The following is a 1,689-nucleotide window of genomic DNA, read 5'->3' as shown; positions in this document are numbered from 1 at the left end:
TGCGATAATCCCTTTATGGTTGTCAGATGAAATACAATAATTCATCTGATGATTATGGAGGGATTTTTGTATGTCCAGATCTAAGTTCACGGCTCTTGAGAAACTTAAATTGCTCGAGGAATTTAAGGAGTCGGATTTACCCAGAGCCACTTTTGAAAGACAACATGGCATTGGTAAGGACTCACTTAAACGTTGGTCGCTGCGTTACGAACGAGATGGCCTTGAAGGATTGGAGGAAGCAAGGAAGAATATTCACTACAGCAAGGAATTAAAGGAAACTGTTGTCTTTGCCTATCTGAATGGCGAAGGTACGCTAGAGAACTTGGCAAACAAGTATGGATTACGCAACGTTGCTCAAGCAAAGACGTGGCTTGATACGTATAATGGAGACAAACCTTTGACGGCATCGCCGTCCAGAAAGCAGGTCCCCACTATGCGTAAGAAGACAACTTTCGAAGAGCGAATCGAAGTCGTTGAGTATGTGGTAAAACACAAGCACTCATACACTGAAGCCGCTAAGCATTTTCAAGTTTCATATCAACAAGCACGGTCTTGGGTGCTTAAGGCAAAGAATGGCGGTTATGAGGCTCTCGTTGATAATCGTGGCCACCACAAAGATGAGTCAGAACTAACTGATCTCGATAAAGCAAACCTTCGTATTCGCCAGCTCGAAGCTGAGCTCAAAGACAAAGAATTGGTGGAACAATTCGCAAAAAAATTGCTGGAACTCCAGCGCAAGGGGTGAATAAACAACATCGACAGGCCTACCTCGCAATTAAAGAGACCAGTCAAGGCAAGCGCGGTGCAGTTACCAAGTTATTAGCTGTTGTCGGAGTAAGCCGGCAGGCTTACTACAAAGGATTAAAGCGAGAAGAAACGGCTTGGGAAGCCCGCGATCGTCGGCTCAAGGAACGGACACAACACTGGTTTGATTTCCATCATCAAGGTATTGGTGCTGGAAATCTGTTAGTCAACCTTCAGCATGACGAGTCAATTACTTTTGAAGTTACTCATAAAATGGTTCGACGAGTGATGCGAGAACTTGGATTGAAATGCCAAATTCGAGTTAAAAAACACAGTCGCCAAAAAGCTAGTGAGCAATACATCCAAGACAATGTCTTAAACCAAAATTTTGATACGGATGCGCCTAATAAAGTCTGGTTGTCCGACTCGACCGAACTGAGATTTGGTCCAAACGGCGAATATAAAATTCGGTTGAGTGGCGTTCTTGATCTCTATGGACGACTTCTCTTGTCACACCATCTTAGCGTCACTGAAACTTCAGCTGCGGAAATCGAAGTGTTCCAACGTGCATTTGATAGTGTCGGAGCCGTTCATCCATTGATTCATACGGATCGCGGCTCAGCTTACACTTCTGGCGCCTTCAATAATTTTCTTGCACGTTACGATGTAACTCGTAGCATGTCTCGTCCGGGCACGCCATTCGATAATGCGCCAATGGAACGTTGGTGGAATGAGTTCAAATTGCGCTGGATGGATCGTCATTCGATGCCTAAGACTCTCCAAGAACTCGAGAAACTGGTTGAAGAAGGTATTGAATACTTCAATTGCCACAATCGTTCAGCACAAAGAAACGGCCTCACTCCAGATGAATACTGGAATGAAGCCGCTTAGAGACAGATTCAACTTTATAATATTTCATCTGTCAACTTGACAGGGACTAGTGCA

At 44.3% G+C, this 1,689-nt stretch carries 2 protein-coding genes; both read left to right on the top strand.

From position 1 onward, the window contains the following. Positions 1 to 70: 70 nt before the first annotated feature. Positions 71 to 745 (top strand): helix-turn-helix domain-containing protein, encoded by a 675-nt coding sequence (locus FC72_RS10545; protein WP_057707346.1) that lies wholly within the window; start codon positions 71 to 73, stop codon positions 743 to 745. Continuing rightward, positions 742 to 1,635 carry an IS3 family transposase gene (locus tag FC72_RS10540; RefSeq protein ID WP_056962884.1) on the top strand — a complete coding sequence of 298 codons (894 nt, stop codon included), beginning with the start codon at positions 742 to 744 and terminating at the stop codon, positions 1,633 to 1,635. The genes FC72_RS10545 and FC72_RS10540 overlap by 4 nt, the downstream gene beginning before the upstream one ends. Positions 1,636 to 1,689 lie beyond the last annotated feature (54 nt).

It is taken from the genome of Companilactobacillus tucceti DSM 20183, assembly GCF_001434665.1.
Lineage (GTDB): Bacteria > Bacillota > Bacilli > Lactobacillales > Lactobacillaceae > Companilactobacillus > Companilactobacillus tucceti.
The sequence above is the reverse complement of the archived record's forward strand: the minus strand, read 5'-3'. Positions and strand labels throughout refer to the sequence as shown.

Coding starts and splice junctions, on each gene's coding strand:
- FC72_RS10545 (WP_057707346.1), top strand. CDS start 71: ATGTCCAGATCTAAGTTCACGGCTCTTGAGAAACTTAAATTGCTCGAG.